22 protein-coding genes and 1 tRNA gene are annotated in these 23,103 nt (G+C 73.4%); 8 read left to right on the plus strand and 15 right to left on the minus strand.

Annotated features, from left to right (window positions below; translation table 11 throughout):
* Positions 1 to 118: 118 nt before the first annotated feature.
* The 4 genes from OYE22_RS17035 to OYE22_RS17050 form a co-directional block, all read right to left on the minus strand.
* On the minus strand, positions 119 to 2,422 hold the full coding sequence (locus OYE22_RS17035) for an MMPL family transporter (RefSeq protein ID WP_277321208.1): 2,304 nt from the start codon (positions 2,420 to 2,422) through the stop codon (positions 119 to 121).
* A gap of 206 nt (positions 2,423 to 2,628) precedes the next feature.
* Positions 2,629 to 2,898: a hypothetical protein gene (locus OYE22_RS17040; protein WP_277321209.1), complete on the minus strand. Its 270-nt coding sequence runs from the start codon at positions 2,896 to 2,898 to the stop codon at positions 2,629 to 2,631.
* On the minus strand, positions 2,895 to 3,224 hold the full coding sequence (locus tag OYE22_RS17045; protein ID WP_277321210.1) for a helix-turn-helix domain-containing protein: 330 nt from the start codon (positions 3,222 to 3,224) through the stop codon (positions 2,895 to 2,897). The genes OYE22_RS17040 and OYE22_RS17045 overlap by 4 nt, the downstream gene beginning before the upstream one ends.
* Positions 3,225 to 3,354: 130 nt before the next feature.
* Complete coding sequence (locus OYE22_RS17050; RefSeq protein ID WP_277324175.1) at positions 3,355 to 4,245, minus strand: LysR family transcriptional regulator; 891 nt, start codon at positions 4,243 to 4,245, stop codon at positions 3,355 to 3,357.
* Positions 4,246 to 4,323: 78 nt separating this feature from the next.
* On the opposite strand from OYE22_RS17050, the gene OYE22_RS17055 reads away from it, so the two are divergent.
* The 4 genes from OYE22_RS17055 (at position 4,324) to OYE22_RS17070 (ending at position 8,181) form a co-directional block, all read left to right on the plus strand.
* Positions 4,324 to 5,367 carry an EamA family transporter gene (locus OYE22_RS17055; RefSeq protein WP_277321211.1) on the plus strand — a complete coding sequence of 348 codons (1,044 nt, stop codon included), beginning with the start codon at positions 4,324 to 4,326 and terminating at the stop codon, positions 5,365 to 5,367.
* Between the two features lie 212 nt (positions 5,368 to 5,579).
* Positions 5,580 to 6,251, plus strand: coding sequence for an NAD(P)H-binding protein (locus tag OYE22_RS17060; RefSeq protein ID WP_277324176.1), 672 nt, complete (start codon positions 5,580 to 5,582; stop codon positions 6,249 to 6,251).
* 440 nt (positions 6,252 to 6,691) lie between these two features.
* Entirely contained in the window at positions 6,692 to 7,399 is a 708-nt protein-coding gene (locus tag OYE22_RS17065) for a peptidoglycan-binding protein (RefSeq protein ID WP_277321212.1), read from the plus strand.
* Positions 7,400 to 7,449: 50 nt separating this feature from the next.
* A complete protein-coding gene (locus OYE22_RS17070; RefSeq protein ID WP_277321213.1) occupies positions 7,450 to 8,181 on the plus strand; it encodes a C39 family peptidase in 732 nt (243 codons plus the stop codon).
* Here the strand turns inward: OYE22_RS17070 and OYE22_RS17075 are convergent.
* From OYE22_RS17075 to OYE22_RS17090, 4 genes are all read right to left on the minus strand, one after another.
* Entirely contained in the window at positions 8,169 to 11,570 is a 3,402-nt protein-coding gene (locus OYE22_RS17075; protein WP_277321214.1) for a tetratricopeptide repeat protein, read from the minus strand. The two genes, OYE22_RS17070 and OYE22_RS17075, sit on opposite strands and share 13 nt — an antisense overlap.
* 172 nt (positions 11,571 to 11,742) lie before the next feature.
* Positions 11,743 to 12,087 (minus strand): DUF1036 domain-containing protein, encoded by a 345-nt coding sequence (locus tag OYE22_RS17080; RefSeq protein WP_277321215.1) that lies wholly within the window; start codon positions 12,085 to 12,087, stop codon positions 11,743 to 11,745.
* Positions 12,088 to 12,099: 12 nt separating this feature from the next.
* Positions 12,100 to 12,339, minus strand: a complete 240-nt coding sequence (locus OYE22_RS17085; RefSeq protein WP_277321216.1) for a hypothetical protein — start codon at positions 12,337 to 12,339, stop codon at positions 12,100 to 12,102.
* A 237-nt stretch (positions 12,340 to 12,576) separates the two neighbouring features.
* Positions 12,577 to 13,989: a bifunctional class I SAM-dependent methyltransferase/N-acetyltransferase gene (locus OYE22_RS17090; protein WP_277321217.1), complete on the minus strand. Its 1,413-nt coding sequence runs from the start codon at positions 13,987 to 13,989 to the stop codon at positions 12,577 to 12,579.
* A gap of 532 nt (positions 13,990 to 14,521) precedes the next feature.
* Here OYE22_RS17090 and OYE22_RS17095 point away from each other — a divergent pair.
* The 3 genes from OYE22_RS17095 (at position 14,522) to OYE22_RS17105 (ending at position 17,855) form a co-directional block, all read left to right on the plus strand.
* The gene (locus tag OYE22_RS17095; RefSeq protein WP_277321218.1) at positions 14,522 to 15,469 is read left to right on the plus strand and encodes an ornithine cyclodeaminase family protein; all 948 of its coding nucleotides are present in this window, start codon (positions 14,522 to 14,524) and stop codon (positions 15,467 to 15,469) included.
* Positions 15,470 to 15,677: 208 nt separating this feature from the next.
* Positions 15,678 to 16,235 (plus strand): DUF4232 domain-containing protein, encoded by a 558-nt coding sequence (locus OYE22_RS17100; protein WP_277321219.1) that lies wholly within the window; start codon positions 15,678 to 15,680, stop codon positions 16,233 to 16,235.
* Between the two features lie 231 nt (positions 16,236 to 16,466).
* On the plus strand, positions 16,467 to 17,855 hold the full coding sequence (locus OYE22_RS17105) for an APC family permease (protein ID WP_277321220.1): 1,389 nt from the start codon (positions 16,467 to 16,469) through the stop codon (positions 17,853 to 17,855).
* Positions 17,856 to 18,066: 211 nt separating this feature from the next.
* On the opposite strand, the gene OYE22_RS17110 is transcribed toward OYE22_RS17105, so the two are convergent.
* From OYE22_RS17110 to OYE22_RS17130, 5 genes are all read right to left on the minus strand, one after another.
* Complete coding sequence (locus OYE22_RS17110; RefSeq protein WP_277321221.1) at positions 18,067 to 18,861, minus strand: DUF4232 domain-containing protein; 795 nt, start codon at positions 18,859 to 18,861, stop codon at positions 18,067 to 18,069.
* A gap of 285 nt (positions 18,862 to 19,146) precedes the next feature.
* Positions 19,147 to 19,233, minus strand: a tRNA-Ser gene (locus OYE22_RS17115).
* Between the two features lie 115 nt (positions 19,234 to 19,348).
* Positions 19,349 to 19,813 carry a tRNA adenosine(34) deaminase TadA gene (gene tadA, locus OYE22_RS17120; protein ID WP_277321222.1) on the minus strand — a complete coding sequence of 155 codons (465 nt, stop codon included), beginning with the start codon at positions 19,811 to 19,813 and terminating at the stop codon, positions 19,349 to 19,351.
* A 60-nt stretch (positions 19,814 to 19,873) separates the two neighbouring features.
* Complete coding sequence (locus OYE22_RS17125) at positions 19,874 to 20,419, minus strand: hypothetical protein (RefSeq protein ID WP_176162732.1); 546 nt, start codon at positions 20,417 to 20,419, stop codon at positions 19,874 to 19,876.
* 455 nt (positions 20,420 to 20,874) lie between these two features.
* Entirely contained in the window at positions 20,875 to 21,060 is a 186-nt protein-coding gene (locus OYE22_RS17130) for a hypothetical protein (protein WP_176162731.1), read from the minus strand.
* A 158-nt stretch (positions 21,061 to 21,218) separates the two neighbouring features.
* Between OYE22_RS17130 and upp the strand changes: the two genes are divergently transcribed.
* On the plus strand, positions 21,219 to 21,854 hold the full coding sequence (gene upp, locus OYE22_RS17135) for a uracil phosphoribosyltransferase (RefSeq protein WP_277321223.1): 636 nt from the start codon (positions 21,219 to 21,221) through the stop codon (positions 21,852 to 21,854).
* Between the two features lie 153 nt (positions 21,855 to 22,007).
* Here upp and OYE22_RS17140 read toward each other — a convergent pair whose 3' ends face one another.
* Together OYE22_RS17140 and OYE22_RS17145 are read right to left on the minus strand one after the other, a co-directional pair.
* The gene (locus tag OYE22_RS17140) at positions 22,008 to 22,637 is read right to left on the minus strand and encodes a LytR C-terminal domain-containing protein (protein WP_277321224.1); all 630 of its coding nucleotides are present in this window, start codon (positions 22,635 to 22,637) and stop codon (positions 22,008 to 22,010) included.
* A gap of 118 nt (positions 22,638 to 22,755) precedes the next feature.
* On the minus strand, positions 22,756 to 23,052 hold the full coding sequence (locus OYE22_RS17145) for a type II toxin-antitoxin system VapB family antitoxin (protein ID WP_004943146.1): 297 nt from the start codon (positions 23,050 to 23,052) through the stop codon (positions 22,756 to 22,758).
* Positions 23,053 to 23,103: the final 51 nt, after the last annotated feature.

Raw genomic sequence — 23,103 nt, forward strand, 5'->3', positions numbered from 1 at the left:
GTCCCTCGGGGGGCAGGGGCGCCTCCGCCCCGCCGCCTCCGGCTCCCGCTCCCCGGGGCCCATGCCGTCGGGCGGGTGCCCCGCCGCCGGCCGGCCCCCACCCGGCGGCGGGGGCCCGCTACCGCGCCGCCGGCCGGTCGCGGGGTGCGGGCGCGGGCCGGGGGTGCTTGAGGGCGCGTGGCAGGCGCCAGGCCCGGTCGTCGAGCAGGGACATCGCCGCCGGCAGCAGCACCCCACGCACGAGCGTCGCGTCGATGAGGATGGCGAGCCCCATGCCGAGGCCCAGCATCTTGTACTCGATGGCGGACAGGGTCAGGAAGACCGTGAAGACGCCCGTCATGATGAGCGCCGCGCCGCTGACCACCCCCGCGCTGGCGGCGATGCCGCCGACGACCGCCGCGCGCGGCCGTGCCCCCGCCAGCCAGCGTTCCCTGATCCGGCTGAGGATGAAGATGTGGTAGTCCATGCTCAGCCCGAACAGGATGACGAACATGAACAGCGGCAGCCAACTCACCACCCCGCCGTACGAGGTGAAGCCGAGCGCCGATTCCAGGTTGCCGTCCTGGAAGACCCAGACCACGGCCCCGTACGCGGCGCCGATCGACAACAGGTTGAGCAGGATCGACACCAGCGGAACGGTCCAGGACCGGAAGACCACCGCGAGCAGCAGGAACGCGAGGCCGAGGACGAACGCGAAGACGATCGGCGTCCGGTCCCGCACCCGCTCGGTGAAGTCGTGCGGCATGGCGGTCTTGCCCGCCACCGCGTAGTCGACGCCCGGCACCGTGCCGAAGGCGGCGGGCAGCGCCCGCTCGCGCAGGGTCGCGAGGGCCCGGTTGGCGGCCGGGTCGGTGACGGCGCCCGCCAGCGGCACCCGTACCACCAGCACGTCACCGACCGGCACCGCCGTGATCGGCTCGCGCAGGGCGCCTCCGCTGGCGGCGGCCCACTGGTGCAGCCGGTCGACGCCGGCCCGCACGGCGGGGGTGTCGGCGGCCGAGCCGTCCGTGCGCGCGACGACCACCCGGGCCGAGGTGGCGGCCCCGGGGAACGCGCGCCGCACCTCGTTGGCCGCGTCCACCGCGACCGAGGTGCCCGGCGGCAGGCTCGCGGTCACGGCGGCGTCCTGGAGCCGCATCCCGAACGCGGGCAGCGCCATGAGGAGCAGGGCGAGCGCCGCGCTCGCGCCGGTCAGCACGGGGCGCCGTACGACCACCCGCGCCACCCGCCCCCACAGCCGGGACTCCCGCGCGGCGATCCGGCGCTTGCCCAGCCACGGGAGGCGGGCCCGGTCGACCCGGTCGCCGAGCGTCGCGAGCAGCGCGGGCAGCACCGTGACGGCGCTGACCACCGCGAGCCCGACCACCAGCACCGTGCCGGTGGTCAGCCCCTTGAAGACGTCCACGCCGGTGAACAGGAGCCCGACCAGACAGGCCATGACGGTCAGCCCGGAGGCCACGACGGCGTGCCCCGAGGTGCGCGCGGTGATGCGCAGCGCGGTGGGTACGTCGTGGCCCGCGGCCCGTTCCTCGCGCACCCGGCGCAGCGAGAACAGCGCGTAGTCGATGCCCACGGCCATGCCGATGAGCAACACGATGGCGGAGGCCGCGCTGTTGAACGGAACCCACCGGGTGACCAGTCGCAGCAGGCCGAAGGTGGCCACCACGGTCGTCGCCGACAGCAACAGGGGCAGCCCAGCGGCGATCAGCGAGCCGAAGACGACGAGCAGGATGAGCAGCGTGAGCGGCAGTGAGGTGGCCTCGGCGGTTTTGAGGTCGTCCTTGATCCCGTCGTCGACGGCCTCGGCCAGGCTGTGGTCACCCGCCTGCGCCAGCCGCACCCGTGGATGGCGCTCGCGCACCTGCTCGACGGCGCGCTCGACGGCCGCGTAATGGGCCCTGAACTCTTCGTCGGGGCCGGCCACTTCGAAGGTGACGAGGCCGGCGCGGCCGTCCCGGGACAGCCAGCGTGTGCCGTGCGCGGCGAGCGGCGAGCCCACGTCCCGCACCGCCCCGGGCGCCCGGCGCAGCTCGGCCACGAGGTCGGCGGTGGCCGCGCGCAGCTCGGCGTGGTCGGTGAACCGCCGGTTCTGGCCGGCGTCCCGCGAGCTGACCAGCACGTTCTCCCGTATGGAGTCGCCGCTGTGCTGTGCGTGCACCCACTCCTGCGCGCGCCCGGCCTCGCCGGGGTCGACCGGGCGGGCACCCTCGCCGCTGGTCATGGCGCCGGCGAGCACGGCGAGTACGACCAGTGCGAGCCATCCGGTGATCGCCGCGGCCCGGTGCCGGGCGGACCAGTCCGCGACGGACGCGATCAGGCCCGCCCGGGCCCGCCCGGCCGGGCGGGGGATCTCCGGTAACGCCGTGCTGCCCGGGCCGGCGTCGTCGGGCGGATGCTGGCCGGACTTGATTCTGGGCAGCATGAGCTGCTCTCCTCTTTCTCGGTGGAGTGTTCCTACGCGAACTCGCCGGTGGTGAGGTGTTTCGTCGCCGCCGGCGAGGTGGTTCGGCTCCCCGTGCCCGGGCCGTCGAGTTGCCGCTCGACGGCCCGGAACTGTGATCGGGTGAGCCCGGCCCCCGGCTCGGAAAGCCCGGGACTTCGGTCTGGGGCCGGTCAGGTTGGGGCGGGTTACTCGACGTCCTTGAGGACTTGCTCGATCTTGTCCGTACGGCCCTGGAGGTCGGCCACCTGGCCGCCGATCTGGGCCAGTTGTTCCTCGATCTTCCGCTGCCCGGCGACGGCGGCCTCCGCGATGCGCTGGTAGTCGCCCTCGCGGGCGAGCCGGAGCTTGGCCCGCCGGCTCGCGCCGACCTGCCAGATGACCGTGAGGACCACGGTGATGAGGAGGACGAAGATGCCGATGGTCCCTATGACTTCCTGCCACTCGTGCTCGTTCAACCCCGTGATCCCTTCTCGATGGTCAGCGTCTGGACGACGTCCATGACGTATTCCGGTGTCAGGTGGACCGAGAAAGGGCGCACCTCGTAGAACTTCATCGCCTTGCCGTCCTCGGACAGTTCCAACTGGGAGACCACCAGGCCGGCGGCCTCCAGCTTCTTCAGGTGGACCTGGAGCAGCGCGCGGCTGATGTCCAGTTCGCGGGCCAGTTGGCTCACGTAGTTCCGTCCGCCCGCGAGCGCCGCGACGACCCGCAGGCGGTGCGGGTTGGACAGGGTGGACAGCACCTGCACCAGGTCGTCCCCCGTCGGCGTGGGGTCTCTCATGTCAACGTCCAGCACATGCAATGAAACATTAGCAGGTGCCTGCGGTCATCGGCAGGAGCGGCGGCGCGCAAGTGCGGTGGCGCGAGGGCGAGATGACGGGCGAGGGGCCGGTTGGGTCCAAGCGGGTCGGTCAGGCCGGTCGCGCCACCCCGAGCACGTCGAGCAGTGCCCGGGTGGCCGGGCTCGGGTTGAACCGGCTCCAGGCCAGGTACTCGACGCGGCGCGGCCCGTCGACCACCGGGACCAGCGCGAGCGCCGGGTCGTCGGCCGCCAGCGGCCGGACGAACGCGGACGGCAGCAGCGCGATGCCCAGCTCGCGCGCGATCAGCCGGGTGATCAACTCGGCGACGCCGGCTTCGTACGCGACGTCGCGGGCCAGCCCGGCGGCGGCGAACGCCTGGTCGGACTGGGCCCGGGCGGGCGTGCCGGACACGAAGTCCACGAACGTCTCCCCGGCCACCTCGCGCAGTGTGACCCGCCGGGCCCCGGCGAGCCGGTGCCCGGCCGGCACCACCAACACGTGCTCGTCGTGGTCGAGGACGAGGGACTCCACGCCGGCCGGGCGCGCGTCCCGTGGCAGGCCGAGGAAGGCGACGTCCAACTCGCCCGCGCGGATCGCGGCCGCCAACTCGTCGCTGCCGCCGGCCCGCAGCAGGACCCGCACGTCCGGGTGGCGGGCGCGGAAGCGCTGCAACAGCTCGGGCACGTCCACGGCGGCCGTGGTCACGATCACGCCGACGGCCAGCCGGCCGCGCACCACCCCGGCCGCCGCGGCGGCGTCGGCCACCGCCCGGTCGGCGGCGGCCAGGCACTCCCGCGCCCGCACGAGGAAGGCCGCCCCGGCGCTGGTCAGCTCCGTACGCCGGCTGGAACGGGCGAACAGCTTGACCCCAAGCTCCCGCTCCAGGCTGGCGATCCGGTGGCTGAGCGACGACTGCACGACGGAGCAGCGTTCGGCGGCGCGGGTGAAGTTGCGCGTCTCGGCGACGGCGACGACGTACCGCATCTGTTGCAGGTCCATCCAGCCATGCTGCTGCTTCATAGAAGCGATCGCAACCATGCTTTGCGTGCATGATCCGTCGCGGCCAGACTTCCCCGCATGGATGCCCTGACCCACCGGTCGCCGGGCCCGCCGCGCGGCTCGTCCGCGCGGCGGGCGGCCACCGTCGCCCTGACCGCGCTCGCGCCCCTGTCCTGGGGCACCACGTACGCCGTGACCACCGAACTCCTCCCACCGGGCCACCCGTTGTTCGCCGGCCTGCTGCGCGCCCTGCCCGCCGGGTTGCTCGCGCTGGCGATCACCCGCGTGCTGCCGCGCGGGGACTGGTGGTGGAAGGCCGCCGTCCTCGGCGTGCTCAACATCGGCGCGCTGTTCCCGCTGCTGTTCCTGGCGGCCGAGCGGCTGCCCGGCGGCGTCGCCGCCACCCTCGGCGCGGCCCAGCCGCTCCTGGTCGCGGGCCTGGCCACGGTGGCGCTCGGCGACCGGCCCGGGGCCTGGCGCTGGGTGTGCGGGGTGGCCGGCGTGGTCGGTGTCGGGCTCGTCGTGCTCGGGCCGCAGGCCAGGCTCGACGCCGTCGGCGTGCTCGCCGGGCTCGGCGGCACGGCCGCCATGGCCGGCGGCGTCGTCCTCACCAAGCGCTGGGGCCGCCCGGCCGGCGTCGGCCCGCTCACCCTGGCCGGCTGGCAACTCGCGGTCGGTGGGCTGTTGTTGCTGCCGCTCACCCTCGCGGTCGAGGGCGTACCGGAGCGGATCGACGCCGGCGCCGTCGGCGGCTACCTGTGGCTGGGCAGCATGGGCGGACTGATCGCGTACACGCTGTGGTTCCGTGGCATCGGCCGGCTGCCGGTCGGCGCGACGGCGCCGCTGGTGCTGCTGTCGCCGCTGGTCGCGACGGTCATCGGCCTCTTTCTCGGCGAGTCGCTGCGCCCGCTCCAGGCCCTGGGCTTCGCCCTCGCCCTCGCCGCGCTGCTGGCCGCCCAGTTCCCCGCCCCGCGCCTCGTCCGTCTCCGCTCCGGCTTCCGTGGCACGGGTTCGACGGACCCGGAACGGGTCGCGGCCCCGCAGCCGGCGGCGGCCCCGGCGGTGTCCCCGCCCGCGACCCCGGAGCCGGACGCCGTGCTGCCGGGAGCCCAGCCGCGATGACGCCCGACACGGCGACGACAGCCACCGGCGCGTCGGCGCCGACATCCGACACGGCGCCGACATCCGACACGGCGCCGACGACATGCCCTCACCACCCTCACCACGATCACCGACACCCCACGGAGGCGACCCCCATGACGACCAACAACCCCACGCCGTACGCGGCGACCACCGACCTCACAGCGGCCCCCGCGCCAGCGGAGCGGGGCGGCCTGACGATCGCCGTGCTGGGCGCCACCGGCATGGTCGGCACCCGGGTGGTGGCCGAGGCGCGGGCGCGCGGGCACCGGGTGCTGGCCCTGGCGCGGAAGCCGGCCAGCGACGACCCGTACGTGACGGCGGTCGCCGTCGACGCGGGCGACCCGCGGGCCCTGCGCGCGGCGCTGGCCGGCTCGGACGCCCGCCCCGCCGCCGACGCGGTCGTGGTGGCCCTGCGCACCGAACCGGTCGACCAGGAGTTCCTGGTCGAGGCCACCCGCGCGGTGCTGGCCATCGCGGGCCCGCTGGGCGCCCCGGTCCTGGTGGTCGGCGGCGCGGGCGCGCTGCGCAGCCCGGCGGACCCCGAACTCCTGGTCGCCGACGACCCGACGTACGTGCCGCCCGCGATACGGGCCGTCGCCGCTGCCGGCGTCGCCCAGTTGGACGCCTGCCGGGCCCACGCGCGTGGCCCCTGGGCGTACCTGTGCCCGCCGGCCCAGCTCAATCCGGGGGAGCGTACGGGCCGTTACCGGCGCGGCACCGACACGCTGCTGACCGACGCCGACGGCGCCTCGTGGATCAGCGCCGAGGACCTGTCCGTCGCGGTCCTGGACGAGTTGGAGAACCCCGGACCCGAGCACCTCTTCACGGTCGCCGCGCACTCGGCCGAACCGTCGGCGGGGTGACGGGGGAGGGGTGCCCGGGTTGAACGCCGGGTGGCGCGGAGGGTGGCCCGTCCAACGGGTGGGCGGGCCGGCCGGCGGCCGAGCGGGCGGGCCGCGCCGCGCGTCCGGACGATAACTGGTCGATCAGGAGCGGGTGGTTGGGCGAGTCCGTACGCTGTCGCCGGAGCGGTGAACTACGCGCGTCACGTCCAACGGGTTGCGCCTGACATGCCCATGCAAGCAAGCTGGGCCGGACCGTTGCACACGCGTCCCCCCACCGCGTTGTGTCCGCACACCGTGCCGTGCGTGCGACGTCGATGTGTCGTCCGGACGGCGCCGCGGCATCGAGTTCGCCCCGATGCGGCCGGCGGCGGCGGACGGCGCAGCGCGCGAGCGCGCCCGCGTACGCCCACGTACCGGGCGGGGGATGCCACGACGACCCCGAACCCCGAGGAGTGGCGTTGCGCCCCCACCCCACCCGCCCGACGGCGACGACCGCCGCCACCGCCGTGCTGCTGGCCGCCGGTGCCCTGCTCAGCGCGCCCGGCGCCGCCCAGGCGGCCACGCCGCGTACGACCTCACCCCACGCGTCGACCTCCGCCGGGGACGCGGCCCCCGGGCAGGGCGTGGAATGGTTCCAGGCCCGGCACGGCCTGCCCCGGACCGGCACGATCGACCGGGCGACCGCGCGGGCGCTGGAGCGGGCGTCCGGCGCGGAGCTGCGTCGGACGTTCCGTACGGCCGCCGACCTCGGCCCCGAGGAACTGGCCAACGCGCGGACCGTCGTCGGCGTCGGCAAGGGCGCGGGCATCCCCGAACAGGGCCAGGTCATCGCGCTGATGACCGCCATGCAGGAGTCGAAGTTCGTCAACTACCTGGTGCCCGTCGACCACGACTCGCTGGGCATCTTCCAGCAGCGCCCCAGCACGGGCTGGGGCACGCCGGAGCAGATCACCGACGTGCCCACCTCGTCCAGGTCCTTCTACGGCGTGGCCCCCTTCGGCAGCAACCCGGGCCTGATCCAGATCGACGGCTGGCAGACGATGCCGCCCGGCGACGTCTGCCAGGCCGTCCAGGTCTCGGCGTTCCCCGACCGGTACGCCCAGTGGGAACAGTTCGCCCGCGACCTGCTCGCCCGGGAGAGCCCCACGGTCCCGCCGATCTACTGACCCGCGCGTCTTCCTCGTACGCATCCCCCACACGCACACCAGGAGCCCGCATGCGCAAGAGACTGCTCGCCACGGCCGTCGCCACCGCCGCGACCGGCGCCCTCCTCGCCCCCGCCACGACGGCCCAGGCCCGCTCGGCACCCCCGCACCCCGTCTCGGCGCTCCACGTGCCCGACGTGCTCGACCACGGTTCGCGGGCCGGTACGGCGGTCGTCAGCGGCCGCAACGAGCCGGGCACCCGGCTCACCATCGACGGCGTCCACACGTCGAGCGCGCACACCCTGCCGGTCGACTACCAGGTCCAGGAGACGGGTTACTGGTGCGGCCCGGCCGCCACCCGCATCGCCCTCTCGGCCCGCGTCGCCGCCCCGAGCCAGGCTGAGCTGGCCGCCCAACTCGGCACGACCGAGGCCGGTACAGACCACATCAGCCAGGTGACGGGCGTCCTGAACGCCAACCTCGGCACGGGCTGGTACGAGACCAAGGAGATGCCGAACGACCCGCCCACGCAGGAACAGAAGGACCTGCTGTGGAACGACATCGTGCTCGACATCGACAACAACTACCCGCTCGTCACCAACATCGTCGCCCCGCCAGGCAACCAGCCCCCCGGCTACCCGTCGGACCAGACGATCTACCACTACTTCACCGTCATCGGCTACGACGACGCCAACCGCACGGTCCTCATCGCCGACCCGGCATCCTTCGGCGGCAACCAGGTGTACTGGCTGTCTTTTGACCAACTGGCGAGCCTGGTGCCGCCGAAGGGTTACTCGGCCTGAGGGAGGGGTTGGGTGGGTGGTGGCTGGGTGGGGTGACCTGGCTGGGCGAGGTCGGCCGCGATGTCGGCTTGGAGGTAGTCGGCCAGGGACTCCAGGGCGGCTGGTTCCACCATGGCGATCTCGGCCACCATCGCCAGCGGATCACTGATCGCCAGTGCCTCGGCGAGCAGGGTCCGTCCCTGGGGCGTTGGGCCGTACCCGGCGGCGACACTGGCCAGGGCCCGTGCCCGCTCGGCCGGGTAGCCGGTGAGGGAACGGGCGAGGCGGAGCGCGTCTTCGGGTTGGGCGTTCGCGATCAGGGCCGCGACGACAGTGGGGTGCGCACGAGCCGCGAAATCTGGCTCATCGATGTAGCGAACCGCGTCGAGTGCCTGCGTGATGAGTCGGGTCGCGCCCGCACTGTGCCCGTGTACGGCCATGGAGCGTGCTACCTCCGCCAGGCGCAGCGCCGTCTCTTCGGGGAAGTGGATAGAGCGTACGAGATCGATGGCCTCCTCGAACCGTTCATCGGCGAGGTGGGCACGGAGCAGGCCATCAGCCGCCTGGCCGTCATCGTCTCTGAGTTCGACGGCTCGCCGGAGGAGCGGGCTGGCCTCATCGGGCCGGCCCGCCGCAGTCAACCCCTCGGCCACGTTGGCCAGCGCATCGACCTGCGTATGGCGGTCGGTGACGGTGTGGGCGGTGTCGGCGGCTTTTTCGTACTGCTCGGCCCTGACCAGCACCTCGACCACGGAAGCCAGGGACGTTTCTCGATCTCGGTAGGTGGCGGCCCTGTGACTCTGCTCGAGGGCTCGTTGGACCAGGTCGGTTGCGGGTTCCCGCTGGCCGATGGCGAGCCACGCTGTCGCTGCGGCGGTCAGCGCGTCTACCCGCTGCTGGGCCAGGGCGATGTCGGACGCTTGACGGGCCAGTGATTCCGCCCGTGACCGGCGCCCGGTCGAGACTAGATGCTGGGCCACTGTGGCCAGAACCGAGGCGTGTTCGTGCGTGTCATGGCGAATGCGGGCGATGTCGAGCGCTTGCTGGGCGGTCTCTGTCGCGCCCTGTCGGTCACCCGCGGTGGCGTGCGCGAGAGCCACCCCTGCTAGCGCCTCAGTGCACCACCATGGATCGGCGATGCTGTGGGCGAGTTGGAGGGCGTCGGCGTAACGCCCCGCGTTGGCCATTATTTGGGCAATGAGGCGGTGTGCGACGGGACGCAGATCGGGATTGGCCGCGGCGTCCGCGGTGGCTACGGCGTCTTCGTAGCGACCCACCGCCGCCATCACGCGGACGACGGCGATCAGGACCGTCCCGTCGTGTCTCCAGGACGTGTGGTGCGGGTGGATGCGGATCGCTCGCTCGATCAGCCGGATGGCCTCGTCGTGGTGTCCCGCAAGCGCCAAGTGGGTGGCGACGTGCCCCAGGGCGCGTGCCTGGTGCAAGGGATCGGCCAGGGATTCGGCGACGGCGAGGGCGCGCTGGGACAACCGGGCGTCGGGGGCTTGTCGTCCCAAGGTGGCCAACGTCGATGCCAGGTCCACCAGCTCCCAGTCCCGCCGTCCCGGGTTGCTGACGGCGTTGCTCTGCTCAACGACCTGCTCGACGAGGACGGCGGCGGTGTCTTTCCGCCCAACGGCGTACAGCCCCTGAATCAGGTGGTCCGTCAGGCGAGCCCGTACCGCTGGGTCGGCTACCGCACGCATCACCTCATCCGCCTCCTGAACGAGATCGCTCGCCACATCCGACGGTCCGTCCGTGGCCAACGCCACGGCTACACCCACGAGCGCCTTCACCCGTGTGTCGGGTTCGCCGATGCTCTGGGCAGTGGCGATCACCTGCGCGACGACATCCGTGTCAGCACCCGCCTTCGCCGCGATACCGGCGAGCAGTGTGGGCAGCTCGCTCTCCTCTTTCCGGTGCCTCGCCGCAGCCAACGCCCGTCGGACCTGCCCCGACTTGGCCCACGCCAGGATCACGCCGCCCGGAACACTCGTCGCCTTCTCCCACACCCGGTCCCGCCGATAGGCCAACCGCACACACGCCGCCACATCCGGGTCCTCCACCGCCCGATGCAACCTCACCGCATCCGCGATCTCCGTCAGGGCCTGGCTGTCGGTCCCGGTCGTCTGCCACAGCCGCTCGTGCCGCGCCTGGTCGAGGGCCAGGGCCTCAAGCCGCCCGGTATCCCGCGTCTCACGCAACAACTGCGGATACCCCGCCAGCGCGTACTCCGAAGTCTCCGGCGGCCACCCCGCCTCCCGCGCCGTCGCCACGTACGCGTGCACCCGCGCACGCTGCTCGGCCAACGCCGCCGGCCCGAGGATGTCGCGGGCTCCGTCCGACAGTTCCTGATGGGCGAACGAGTACAGGGACAGGGGCCGGCCGTCGGCGTCGGTGGCCCACTGGGCGGGGCGGCGTTGGAAGGAGCGGCCGATGACGCCGCTGAGGGCGAGTTCGACGCGGCGTCGCGAGTCGCCCGTCAGCTCGGCCAGGTCGGCGGCGCTCAGACCGCCACCGGCCGCCGCCGTCAGGGCCACCAACTCCCGCCCGAGGCCGCCCGCGTCCAGCATCGCTTCGAGGCTGCGCTCGGCGTCCTCGCGCATCGCCAGGGCCACCGGCGAGGTGGCCAGCGGGTGGTCGATGCCCGGGTCCCGCAGGGGGTGGCCGCGGGGGACGTCGCTGGGGACCGGCGGGTTGGGCCGGCCGGCGACGATGATCCGCAGTCCCGGCGGCGGGGTGCGGGGGAGCAGGGCGGCGATGCTGTGGCCGCTGCTGCCGGTGCGTACGCCGGTGTCCTCGTCGAGCCCGTCCACGACCAGCACGACCCGCCGCCCGGCCGCGCGCGCCTGCGCCGCCGCGCGCTCCAGTCCGTCCAGGAACGCGCCCTGGGTCGCGCTCTCGACGTCGCCCTCGCGCAGGTACTCCCGCAGTTGCTCGCCGAGCGCGTCGAGGAAGGCCGTACGGTCCGCGCGGCCGGCCATCCGCGCGGTGATGAAGAAGGCCAACACGTCGACGCTGTCGGGCGGGTTCAGTACGAACTCCGCCATCAGCGCCGTCTTCCCCGTCCACGCGGGCGCCAGCCACCGCCAGTACCCGCCCGCCTCGCCCTCGGGCGCCGTAGCGAACGCGACCATGGCGGCCAGCTCGTCCGCGCGGCCCTCGAACCGGGGGGCCCGCATCTCGCGCACTTCCAGCAGATAGCCCGAACGGTGCCGCCCCCGGGGCCGCGCGCCGACCAACACGTCACCCTGTACGACCACGTGGTTGCGGTCGCCGGACAGCGCGATGCCCAGATCACCCGCCGCCGCGACCGACCGCCTTCCCCCGGCCACGGCGGAGCGCACATCGGGCGTCGGGTCGGGGCCCCGCTCCACCTGGGAACGCGAACCGTCAGCGCCCTCGGTCATCGCCCGCCCCCTCGTACGGCAACTCAGCGGTCTCCGCACGAACTTAACGCCCGGCACCCGGGCACACCGCCTCCCCGCGCCCCGCCGTACCGCGACGCGGCGCCGGCACGGGAACTCGCGCGCCGGAAAACGGGAATGGGACGAGGGGACGAGAGGGCGAGGGGGCGAGGAACTACTGGACCAGTCGCAGCACCTTGTCATCGGCTCCGTCGACGTCCAGTTCGCGCATTCCGATGTTCATCGAGGGGCTGCTCGCCACGTCGGGGCACCAGTCGAACACGGAATGCGGCACGTTCTCCGGGAACGGGCCGCTCCATCTCCTGCCGTCGACCGCGAAGGCGAACCAGTACCAGTAACGGTTCACGTCGGCGAGGTCCCCGCCGTACGCGATCTTCGAGCCGCCGGGGTCGATCACCCACCAGCCCGTTCTACGCCACGGTTCGGGCCGGCAGCCGTTGTCGAGGCGTTCGATCATGACATTGATCTTGGCGGAGTAGCCGTTGATGAATTTCAGCACCTCACTCACCCCTCAGCTTCCGCTGGCCCGAGGCTGGCGACGCACGGCCGGGCCACGGTTGGAGCTGCGCGCCGCCGGTTCGGCGGCTGCCTCGGCGTGGCCGGAACGCACCTCCGAGACGCCGTCGGGCGAATCGGTGGCCTCGGGCGCCGGCGCGGTCTCCGCCGACCGCGCCACCGCCGCCGCGAGCTGTTCGGGGTCCACGTCCGTGGTGGGATCTACCGGGTATTCATTCGCGGAACGGTGATTCATGAGTCCGCTCTCCTTCCGGGGCGCACGCCGCCCCCGAATTCAGCGGCCCCGCAGTCAGATTAGTGACTCGTGGAGAATTGTGCTATGGCTGCAAATGACGCGGGAAATAGTTAACTTCGTACGTTTTCCACGCGTCGTCGCGCACGCCGGGCCACGCCCAGCGCGCGATTCCTGTTCCGCGTGGTGCCGTGCCCGCCGTGCCGACGCGCGAGGCGTCGGCACGGCGGGTGGTCGGGATCAGACGCCGAAGGCGGCGGGGTACTCGATGGTGCCGGCGGGGATCGGGTGGGCGGGGTCGAGGGCGAGGGCCATCATGGCCTCGTCCGGGACCTCGAAGGGCGCGCGGATGCCGAACCGCGAGGCCGGGGTGAAGCCGAAGCGCGGGTAGTACTCGGGGTGCCCGAGCACGAGTACCAGGCCCTCGCCGCGCGCGTGGGCCGCGTCAAGCCCCGCCCGGATGGCGGCCGAGCCGGCGCCGGTGCGCTGGGCGGACGGCAGGACGGCACACGGGCCCAGGGTGAGCGCGGGCGCGCCGTCGACGTGGCAGCGGGTGAGCAGGGCGTGCGCGACGGGGGTGCCGTCGGGCGCCTCGGCGAGCAGGGACAGCCCGTCGATCCACGCCGCCGGGTCGGCGCGCAGCGCGTCGACGATGCCGGCTTCCAGGTCGGTGGGGAAGGCGGCCGTGTTGATCTCGCGGATGGCGTCGACGTCGGCGGCGGTCTCGGGGCGCGTGGTCCAGGAGGTGGTCATGGTCTTCCGGTTCGTGAGGAGGTGGGCGTCGGTCGCGGTCGCGATCATCGACGCGGCCGTGGTGTCGGGGGCGGTACCGGGGTGGGTACCGGCCTCGGGGGTGGCGCCGTGAGCGGCGTCCGGGGCGGTGTCGTCGGGGTGTAGGACGTACCCCGCGTAGTCGTAGTCGCTGCCGTGGTGACGCCGCAGGGTGATCTCCGCGCGCGCCGCGGCCAGCGCCCGTCCCATCCCCGGGTGGGCCGGATCGGCCGGGTCGGCCCGGGCGATCCGCTCGCTGAGCGGCGTGTAGTACTCGTTCCACCAGTCGCTCTCCGGCAGCGGCCAGTGGGCGTCCACCCAGTAGCCGGCGGCGCGGGCGGCGTCGGCGTTCGCGGCGCTGGTACGCAGCGGGTAGACGGGGTCCCAGAAGGCCCGGGCCGGGGCCGACGGGTTGCTGGTGGTCCATTCGATCTCGGTGACGACCAGGACGCCGCCGGGCGCGAGCAGTCGGCGCCAGGAGCGCAGGGCGGTCTCGAAGCCGACGTTGTAGACCGCGCCCTCCGACCAGATCACGTCGAAGCTGTGATCGGGGAAGGGCAACCGGTCCATCGAGCGGTTGAGCACCGTGATCCGCTCACCCAGGCCACGGCTCGCCGCGGTGGCGGCGAGTTCGTCCAGGAAGGGCTGGTGCACGTCGACCGCGGTCACCCGCGCGCCGGCCTCCTCGGCCAGCAGCAGCGCGCCCCGGCCGGGCCCGCAACCGGCGTCGAGCACCCGGGGCCGGGGCCCGGGCAGCGGCCCCGCCAACTCCAGCAGGCGCCGGGTGGTGGCGTCCGAGCCGGGCCCCTGCCGGGGCAACCCACGGTGGAGCGCGAAGAGCGCCTCGGTCACCGGATCGGAGCCGTCGGGACGGTCCGCCACCTCCGCCGCGTCCCGCGCACGGGGGCGCGGCGAGGGAGGTGACGGCGGCTGCGGCGACGACGGCGAGGCCGACCGCGTCGAGGAGGGTACGGGTGAAGAGGGTGGAGACGAAGAGGGTTGTTCCGAAAAAGGTTGAGGCAACGTAGTGACCCTTGAACGGGGACCCCGATGCACGCGAACCGTCCGCCACCCGCGAGCCACAGGCCGAAGGCGCGTGGGCGGGAGGGAGAAACGTCAGGTCAGACCGGGGCCCGGGACGTGAGGTTGGTCCGGCGGGCACTGCACACGGCAGCAGCCTCTACGGCGGCCATCGACTCACCTCCCCCTCTCGTCCCGCAGCCGACTCGGTGGTCGCTGCGCAGCCAAACGTAACGCGGTCGAACGTAGCACGCCCGCCCCGACGCCACCCACCCAAAACCAGCCACCCACCCATCCCCGCTCCACCCACCCGTACGCCACTCACGCCGTAAGCCACCCACCCGCACCGCGCCCGCGCCCGCTCGCTCCGGGCCGGCGTGACAACCTGACTCGCATGACCCGCCTCCTGACCCGCTCTGACCTGCTGGAACTCCTGGACCCGGCGGCCTGTGTCCAGGCGCTGCGGGAAGGGTTCGCCGCTGCCGCGCGGGGCGGTCCGCCGGGCCAGCGGGTACGTACCGACCTGCCCTTCCCCGGCACCGCGACGGCCCTGTTGCCCGGGTTGCTGCCCGGAACGCCCGCCTACACGGTCAAGGTCAACGCGAAGTTCCCCGGCGCGAGCCCGGCCCTGCGGGGCGTGATCTGTCTGCACGGCGGCGCCGACGGGGCCCTGCTGGCGCTGATCGACTCCGCCACCGTCACGGCCTGGCGCACCGGTCTCGCCGCGGCCCTCGCCACCGACCTGATCGCCCGACCGGCCGCCGACGGCGCGCGCACGGTCGGCGTGATCGGTGCCGGAGCCCAGTGCGAACTCACCCTGTGCGGGCTGCGCGCGCTGCGCTCCTGGGACCGGCTCGTCGTGCACGACACCGACCCCGGGCGGGCGACCGCCTTCGCGCGCCGACACGGCGGCACCGTACTGGCCACGCCGGCGGAGGTGGCCGCCGTGGCGGACGTGGTGGTGTTGGCCACCTGGTCGCGCGAGCCCCTGCTGAGCCTGGCGGACCTGCGGTCGGGGCAGCACCTGACCGCGCTCGGCGCCGACGAGCCCGGAAAGCGGGAGCTGGCCCCCGACGTCCTCCGCTCCGCCCGACTGATCGTCGATGACGCCACCCTGGTCGCCACCCACGGCGCCCTCGCCAACGCCGGTCTGCCCGCGTCCACGGCCGACGCGTCCCTCGGCGAGGTCATCCGTGGCGAGGCCCCCGCCCGCTCCCAGGGTCAGCGACTCACCGTCTACGCCCCGGTCGGCCTGCCCTGGCAGGACCTGGCGCTGAGCTGGCTGGCCTTCCAGCGGGCCGAGGCCACGGGTACCGGGGCGACCCTCGACCTCCTGGCCTGACCCGCCGGGCCGGGGCGGGCCGCCCCTCCGTCCCGTACGCCGACACCTCGCCCCCGCACCCCCTAACGCGGTGAGACCCGGCCCACCCGCCAGGGACACGCGAGGTGATGGTGAGTCACCAACCAACCGTTAGGGGCGTGTTAGGGCAATTGGGGAAGCTCGTTGATGTCGGGAACAGCCCGCACTTATCCACCCCAGGAGGGACGTCATGCCTCTTTCCGCCGCTTCCATCCGTGTCCTGCGCGGCGCCGCACTCGCCGCCGTGGCGGCCGTGACGGTCACCGCGTTCGGCGCCGGCTCGGCCACGGCCGCCGGTTCGCAGGGCACCAAGGCCACCAAGGCCACCGCGTGCACGGCGGCGGAGACCAAGGTGACCGTGCAGAAGTTGCAGCGCCCGCTCAACCACGTGCTGATCACCGCGAAGAACACGTCCAAGAAGACCTGCTACGCCTACAACTACGCTCACCTGCAGTTCGGTGAGGCCCAGTCCCCGGCGCAGCCGTGGAAGAGCAGCAAGCCGCAGTCCGTGGTCACGCTCAAGCCCGGCCAGTCCGCGTACGCCACCGCGATGACCTCGTCGGCCGCCGACGACGGCAAGGACGGCTACTACACCTCCAAGCTCGGTCTCTACTTCAACTCCGCCAACGACCAGGGCAGCGTCGGCCGCGGCGTGGTCCTGAAGCTCCCCGGCGGCAAGACGTACGTGAACGACCCGCACGTGACCTACTGGCAGAACAACGTGAACGACGCCGTCAACTACGGCTGAGTCACCCCATCTCCGGCCGTACGGCGTACCTCCCCCCGCGCCGTACGGCCGGCTCTCGCGTGCCGGGCGACTTGTGCCAGGCGGCTTGTGTCGGGCGACCGCGCCGGGGCCGGCGAGGTGGTTCTCACCGCCGTGCCGGCTCGCCCACGGACACGCCCCCGGGCGGCGGTGAGAGGCCCGTACGTACGTGAAGGGTGCTTACGGCGCTCCGGAGCGGGGACACGTGGGCGCATGCCGAACGCGAACGCGAGACCGTCCACGAACCCGAAGCCGCCCACCACGGCGCCCGAGCCCGCGCTGCGGCGCGCCCTGAGCACCTCGTTGTTGTACTTCTTCATCCTCGGTGACGTGCTGGGGGCCGGGGTGTACGTGCTGGTGGGGCAGGTCGCCGCGGCGTCCGGCGGGGCGGTGTGGGTGCCGTTGCTGGTGGCGCTGGCGCTGTCCCTGCTCACCGCCGCCTCGTACGCCGAACTGGTGACCAAGTACCCGCGGGCCGGTGGGTCCTCCCACTACGCCACCCGGGCGTTCGGACCGGTGGCCGGGTTCGTCACCGGCTTCTGCATGCTCGCGGCCGGGATCGTCTCGGTCGCCGCCCTGGCCCGGGGCTTCGCCGGCGACTACCTCACCGCCTTCGTCACCCTGCCGGTCGCTCTCGTCGCCGGCCTCTTCCTCGTGCTGCTGGGCCTGGTCAACGCGCGCGGCATCAGGGAGTCCACCCGGGCCAACGTCGTCGCCACGCTGGTCGAGGTCGGTGGGTTGGTGGTCATCGTGTGCCTCGGCGCCTGGCTGTTGTCGCGGGGCGAGGGCGACCCCGGGCGACTCCTTGAGCTGGGCACCCCGCAGGAGGGCCCCGCGGCGGCCGTGCTGAGCGGTTCCGTCCTCGCCTACTACTCCTTCGTCGGCTTCGAGACGTCCGTCAACGTCGCCGAGGAGACCCGCGACCCCGGCCGCTCCTACCCGCGCGCCCTCTTCGGCGCGCTCGCCACCGCCGGCGTCGTCTACGTCCTGGTCGGCGTCGCGGCTTCCGCCGCCGTGCCCACCGAGGTGCTCGCCGACTCCAGCGGCCCGCTGCTCGAAGTCGTCCGCGCCGCCGGCGGGGTCCCCCCGCTCCTGTTCAGCGCGATCGCCCTGGTGGCCGTCGCCAACGGCGCCCTGCTCACCGGGATCATGTCGTCCCGCCTGGCGTACGGCATGGCCCGCGACGGGCTGCTGCCCAGCGTGCTCACCCGGGTGCTGCCCGTCCGGCGCACCCCCTGGGTCGCGATCATCGCCACCGCCGGACCGGCCCTCCTGCTCGCCCTCACGGGCAGTGTGGCCACGCTGGCCTCCACCCTGGTCCTGTTGCTCCTGGTGGTCTTCCTGTTCGTCAACGCCGCTGCCCTGGCCCTGCGCTCCGACCCGGACGCGCCGGGCCACTTCCGCGCCCCCGTCGTCCTGCCGGTCCTGGGCGCCGCCTCCTGCGTCGTGCTCGCCACGCAGATCGAGGCCGAGGTGTGGCTTCGCGGCTCGGCCATCCTCGTCCTCGCGGTCGTCCTGGCCGTCATCGCCGGCGGCCGTAACCGCCGCGTGAGCCTGTCCGCCAACGCGCCCGACCCCCAGCGCGCGGACGCGGACGCCTGACGCACCGCCCCCCCGGCCTGACGGCGACCAGTCGCACCCGCCCCCACCCCCACTGGTGCACGCGCCCGTGCCATGGGGCCCACCGACCCCCGAAGGCTGCGTGAAAGCACGTCGCCCCCGACCTGTTCTCCCAGGTCGGGGGCGGGCACCGGCAGGCGACGCCCTGGCGGGAGCCGGTGTGCGGCGCGGTGTCGGGGAGGCTCACGGTGGCTCAGAAGTCGTACGGCTTCTCGGTGCTCCAGTTCAGCACGTCGGCCTCGGTCCAGGTGAACTTCGGCTGGCCACCCTTGACGTCGACGGAGTAGTAGGGCTGGGTCTGGCCGTTCGTGTCGCGCAGGGCCATCGCGAACGAGGTGGCGCTGCGGTTGTCCGTGCCGTGGTCGAAGAGGGCCACCGCGCTGTAGACGGGGGTGCCGGGCTTGAGCGTGATCCGCTCGTCGCCGCCCGGGCGGTCCTTGTCCGAGTGCGGCAGCGGGGCCGGGTCGTCGAGGTCGTCACCGAGCTTCACAGACGGGTACGAGGTGACCCAGCACGGCTCGCCGCCCGCGTTCGACACGGTGAGCAGCAGGTGGTCGCCCTGCTCACCGGCGAAGCGGTGCTCCGCGTTGACCATGATCTCGTCGCCGACGCACTGCTGGACGTCGGCCGTCGTGCCGTTGTCCGCCGCGCCCGGGGCGGTCTTGGCACGCGCGGCCTCCTTGCTGCCACCCCCGCTGCCACCGCTGCCGGCCCGCTCCGTACCGCCCTCGGCGCTCTTGTCGCCCGCGCTGTCCGCGCCGTCCGCGCCGCCGGCGGTGCCGCCCTCGCTGGCCTTGCTGTCCTCGCCACCGTTGCCGCCGCTGGAACCGTCCTCGGCGGGCGTGGACTGGTTCTGCGTGGCGCCGGTGGTCTTGTCGCCCCCCGCCGCCTTCGAGCCCTCGTCGGAGCCGCCGCACGCGGTCAGACCCAGCGCCAGCGCGGCGGTGACGGCGGCCAGGGTGGCGGTGCGAATCCGAGAAGTGCGCATGAGCGGTTCCCCCTGCGTGTGGTGCGGGACTCTTCGGTGGTCGTTCCCGCGGCGTGGGCACCACCTTTCCCGGGGCCGCTGACGTTCCGACAACACCTCACTCACGTCCCGTGGCCACCCCGACGTGAGCGGGTAACGCCCGGCCGTTAGTCCCCTGCCACCAGGGCCACCACGTGTCACCACTGCCACCACGGCTCGCCCGCCTCGGCGGCCCGCCGTACGGAACCCGACAACGAAAAACCGCCCCTGACCCGTTCTCACAGGTCAGGGGCGGTTTCCCAAGAGCGGTAGCGGTGGGATTTGAACCCACGGAGGAGTTGCCCCCTCACACGCTTTCGAGGCGTGCTCCTTAGGCCGCTCGGACACGCTACCGAGAGAGAGCTTAGCGGACGGGGGGCCGTGCGCCGAAATCGGTTCCGAGGTGGAGGTGGTTTGGGGTCTTCTGTCCCGTTCGGGGCGCCCGTGGCCGCTCGTACGGGAACGGCGCTTAGCGGTCGCGGAAGAAGTGGGTCAGCAGGGCGGCGCACTCGTCGGCCAGGACGCCGTGGACGACCTCGGGGCGGTGGTTGAGGCGGCGGTCGCGTACGACGTCCCACAGGGAGCCGACGGCGCCCGCCTTCTCGTCCACCGCCCCGTAGACGACCCGGTCGAGGCGCGCGAGGACGATCGCCCCCGCGCACATCGTGCACGGCTCCAGCGTGACCACCAGCGTGCAGTCGGTCAGCCGCCACTCGCCGAGCTGGGCCGCCGCCTCGCGGATGGCGAGCACCTCGGCGTGGGCCGTGGGGTCGCCGGTCGCCTCGCGCTCGTTGCGCCCCCGGCCGAGCACGGAGCCGTCCGGGCCGAGGACCACGGCGCCGACCGGGACGTCGCCGGTCTCCGGGGCCCGTACGGCCTCCTCCAGGGCGTGCCGCATCGGCCCGAGCCAGGGGGCGCGCAGGGGATCAGTCATGGCACCAGTGTGCGGCCGTTCCGCCGCCCGGCCGACGGCGGGCGGCGGCTTCACCTGTCGTCAGCGCACCGCCTCCAGAACCTCCCCACAGCCGAGGACGTCCGCGATCTCGCTGAGCGCGTCATCGCCCAGCGCGCGCAGTTCCTTGGCGCTGATGCCGAGGTCGGCGAGGACCTCCGGGTCGCCGAGCGGGCCGGCCGGCACGGCCTCGCCCGCGACGTCGGGCGCGTCGTCGTCGTCCTCCGCGTCGGGTTCACCGTCCTCCGTGCCGTCGAGGTCGACCAGCCGGTCGAGATCGGCTTCCGCGTCGTGTTCGGTCAGCTCGTCGGTGAGCATCGCGCCGTACGAGCTGCGGGCGGCTGCCGCCGCGTCCGATACGTAGGTGCGCGGGTCGTCCTCGCCGTCCACCCGAACGAGGCCGAACCACGCTTCTTCCTGCTCGATGTAGACGAGCACCGTGTCCTCATCGACCGCGGCCCCCCGGGCCAGCTCGGTCAGATCGGACAGGGACTCGACGTCGTCGAGGTCTGTGTCGCTCGCTTCCCACCCGTCTTCGGTGCGCGCGAGCAGTGCGGCGAAGTACACCGTGACTCTCCCACTGGTCATAGGCGTGCCGGGACCGACGGGGCAGCGCCCCGCCACTCGGAATCGTGGCAGAAACCAGCGCGTCGCGAAGGGTCTTCCGGAGTGCGTCGGGCGGCTCTGTGACGCGTTGTCACTGACGGATCATCCCTGGAAGCGCTCGGTGATCCGGACGTACGTTCGGTAGCTCGGTGATCACTCAGCGCGCGCTCGACCGGCGCGCGCCCGCTGCTCAGCCAGGGTGTGTCGGGGCGTCGTCGGCGGTGGGTGGGCGGCGCTCGGCGGGGTCGGCCAGCGCGCGGCGGCAGCCGGTCCGGAGCGCCCGGTCGGCCGTCCGCGACGGCGGCCAAACGCGTCCCGCGCGGGCGGTGTGTCGCGGCGGGTTCCCGGGCGGCGCGGCGGGCGGGTCGGCGTGCCGCCGCGGGCCTTCGCCCGGGGCCCGGCGTGCCGCCGCTGGCGGGGGCGCCGGCGCGGCTCCGCTACCAGCGAAAGGTGCGCATGCGCATGGCCTGGCGCATGCGCGCCGCGCGGGCGCGGCGGGGCTGGACGCGGTCGCGCAGCTCGCGCGCCTCGTGCAGTTCGCGCAGGAAGGCGGCGCGCCGTCGGCGCCGGTCGGCTTCGTCCTCCGGCGTTGTCTCGTCGCCGCGTTCGTCTGGGTCGGACATGACACACCACCTCGGGCGGGGTCCGGCTCCGGTGCGGTGGGCCGGGCGTACGTGCCCACTTTCCCCCGAAACGGTGGTTTGATGCCACCGCGGCGACAGACTGTCGGCGGCCGGGCGCGAAGCGGTCGTCGTACGTGTACTCGGTTACTGTCGTTGCCATGCGTATCCACGTCGTCGACCACCCGCTGGTCGCGCACAAGCTCACCACGTTGCGCGATCGGCGCACCGACAGTCCGACCTTCCGGCGCCTCTCCGACGAGCTGGTCACCCTGCTCGCGTACGAGGCGACGCGCGACGTGCGCACCGAGCAGGTGGACATCGAGACTCCGGTCACCCGCACGACGGGGGTGCGGCTCTCGCACCCGCGCCCGCTCGTCGTGCCGATCCTGCGGGCCGGCCTCGGCATGCTCGACGGCATGGTGCGGCTGCTGCCCACGGCCGAGGTGGGCTTCCTCGGGATGGTGCGCAACGAGGAGACGCTCCAGGCGTCCACGTACGCCTCCCGTATGCCCGACGACCTCTCCGGCCGCCAGGTGTACGTGCTGGACCCGATGCTGGCCACGGGCGGCACGCTCGTCGCGGCCATCAAGGAGCTGATCGGGCGGGGCGCCGACGACGTGACGGCGCTGTGCCTGCTGGCGGCGCCGGAGGGCGTCGAGGTCATGGAGCGGGAGCTGGCGGGGACGCCGGTGACGGTGGTCACCGCGTCCGTGGACGAGCGGCTGGACGAGAACGGGTACATCGTGCCCGGGCTCGGCGACGCGGGCGACCGGATGTACGGCACCGCGGGCTGAGGCCGCGACTGCCCCCCCGCCCCCCGGGGCGCTGGCGCGGACGGCGGTCCGTGGCGCTCCGGGGTGCGGCAGGCGCGGGCCGCCGACCTCTCGACGGGGCAGGGGATTAGCGGGTCAGCAGGTCACCGGTCCAGCGGGTCACCCGCCACCGGCTCAGCAGTTCGCGCTGGGGCGGGGGGCCGGCTGGGACAGCGCGGACAGCGCCCGCCGGGCGTCCCGCTCGGCGGCCAGCTCGCGGTAGCCGTCGCCGATGATCAGGTCGAGGTCCTGGCCCTTGCGGGCGTCGGTCCTGGTCTGGGCCCCGGCGAGCTGCGTGCCGAGCACGTCGGTGCGGCCGTCGGTGGCCGCCCTGGGGCCGAGCACCAGGCCGGCGCCCCTGACCTTCTTGTCGTACGCGGCCGGGGCGTTGCCGACCTTGCCGACCTTGAAGCCGCGCTTGCGCAGCTCGTCGGCGGTCTCCTTGGCCAGGCCGCTGCGGGTCGTGGCGTTGTAGACGTTGACGGTGATGGTCGCCGGCTTCGGGAGCGGCCTGGCCGACGGCGACGGCGTACCCGGCGGCTCGCAGGCGCCGCGGTCCTCGGAGGCGTGCGCGGTGCTGCCACCGCCGCCGGTGAACACGTCGATGAGCTGGAGCGTTCCCCAGCCGATGAGGCCGAGGGCGAGGGCTGAGCCGATGGCCGCGAACACGATCCGATGGCGATTTCTGGGGCGTCGCATCCGCGGGTACCGGTCACCCGTGATGCGGTACTTTCCGCCCATGCCGGGGGGCGTCAGCATGCTCATGTCGGCAGCGTAGTGCGGTCCGCCGCTCATGCCTACTAAATGATCAACCGTTCGAGTCGGCCCCAACCCGTTCGGCGCACCGAGCGCGGCGCTCGAAGCGCTCGGCCAGGCGGGTGGGTCAGTCCAGTTCCAGCACGCGGGCGTGGAGCACCTGGCGCTGCTGCAACGCCGCGCGCACCGCGCGGTGCAGCCCGTCCTCCAGGTACAGGTCGCCCTGCCACTTCACGACGTGGGCGAACAGGTCGCCGTAGAACGTCGAGTCCTCCGCGAGCAGCGTCTCCAGATCGAGTTGCTGCTTCGTGGTGACGAGCTGGTCAAGACGTACCGGGCGTGGGGCCACATCCGCCCACTGGCGGGTGCTTTCCCGGCCGTGGTCGGGGTACGGCCGCCCGTTTCCGATGCGCTTGAAGATCACACGGAAAGCCTACCGGGCCGGTGGCACCCGGCGCAGCCATGAGCGGAGAGT

It is taken from the genome of Streptomyces sp. 71268 (assembly GCF_029392895.1).
Taxonomy (GTDB): domain Bacteria; phylum Actinomycetota; class Actinomycetes; order Streptomycetales; family Streptomycetaceae; genus Streptomyces.

Coding starts and splice junctions, on each gene's coding strand:
- OYE22_RS17045 (WP_277321210.1), bottom strand. CDS start 3,224: ATGAGAGACCCCACGCCGACGGGGGACGACCTGGTGCAGGTGCTGTCC.
- OYE22_RS17130 (WP_176162731.1), bottom strand. CDS start 21,060: ATGTCCGACCCAGACGAACGCGGCGACGAGACAACGCCGGAGGACGAA.
- OYE22_RS17035 (WP_277321208.1), bottom strand. CDS start 2,422: ATGCTGCCCAGAATCAAGTCCGGCCAGCATCCGCCCGACGACGCCGGC.
- OYE22_RS17125 (WP_176162732.1), bottom strand. CDS start 20,419: ATGACCAGTGGGAGAGTCACGGTGTACTTCGCCGCACTGCTCGCGCGC.
- OYE22_RS17105 (WP_277321220.1), top strand. CDS start 16,467: ATGCCGAACGCGAACGCGAGACCGTCCACGAACCCGAAGCCGCCCACC.
- OYE22_RS17070 (WP_277321213.1), top strand. CDS start 7,450: ATGCGCAAGAGACTGCTCGCCACGGCCGTCGCCACCGCCGCGACCGGC.
- OYE22_RS17140 (WP_277321224.1), bottom strand. CDS start 22,637: ATGAGCATGCTGACGCCCCCCGGCATGGGCGGAAAGTACCGCATCACG.
- tadA (WP_277321222.1), bottom strand. CDS start 19,813: ATGACTGATCCCCTGCGCGCCCCCTGGCTCGGGCCGATGCGGCACGCC.
- upp (WP_277321223.1), top strand. CDS start 21,219: ATGCGTATCCACGTCGTCGACCACCCGCTGGTCGCGCACAAGCTCACC.
- OYE22_RS17075 (WP_277321214.1), bottom strand. CDS start 11,570: ATGACCGAGGGCGCTGACGGTTCGCGTTCCCAGGTGGAGCGGGGCCCC.
- OYE22_RS17100 (WP_277321219.1), top strand. CDS start 15,678: ATGCCTCTTTCCGCCGCTTCCATCCGTGTCCTGCGCGGCGCCGCACTC.
- OYE22_RS17050 (WP_277324175.1), bottom strand. CDS start 4,245: ATGGACCTGCAACAGATGCGGTACGTCGTCGCCGTCGCCGAGACGCGC.
- OYE22_RS17055 (WP_277321211.1), top strand. CDS start 4,324: ATGGATGCCCTGACCCACCGGTCGCCGGGCCCGCCGCGCGGCTCGTCC.
- OYE22_RS17110 (WP_277321221.1), bottom strand. CDS start 18,861: ATGCGCACTTCTCGGATTCGCACCGCCACCCTGGCCGCCGTCACCGCC.
- OYE22_RS17095 (WP_277321218.1), top strand. CDS start 14,522: ATGACCCGCCTCCTGACCCGCTCTGACCTGCTGGAACTCCTGGACCCG.
- OYE22_RS17085 (WP_277321216.1), bottom strand. CDS start 12,339: ATGAATCACCGTTCCGCGAATGAATACCCGGTAGATCCCACCACGGAC.